General features: G+C 69.5%; 1 pseudogene. It reads left to right on the top strand.

The window, feature by feature from the left end:
* Positions 1–25 precede the first annotated feature (25 nt).
* Positions 26–311: pseudogene (locus B3T77_RS04960) on the top strand (copper resistance system multicopper oxidase); the annotation flags it as partial.

Here is a 311-nt window from a genome sequence, read left to right on the forward strand (position 1 = left end):
CATGGGCGGAATGGATCACGGCTCAATGGGCGGCATGTCCGGGATGGATCACGGCGTGATGGCCGGCATGGACCACGGAGCCCCGGCCCAGGGCGCGGCGCCGGCGGGCGAAATGGCCGGGATGTCCATGGCCGGCATGAACATGCGTGACCCCGAGAACGCCCCGCCGGACATGGCGGTCGGCGTCGGCGTCGATGCGATCGCCATGGCCCCGGCCAACCGCCTCGGCGAGCGTCCGATCGGTCTCACAGACGTCGATCACCGCGTCCTTGTCTACACCGACCTGGTGTCGCTCCAGCCCAACAAGGACC

This window comes from Brevundimonas sp. UBA7838 (assembly GCF_002500885.1).
Lineage (GTDB): Bacteria > Pseudomonadota > Alphaproteobacteria > Caulobacterales > Caulobacteraceae > Brevundimonas > Brevundimonas vesicularis_C.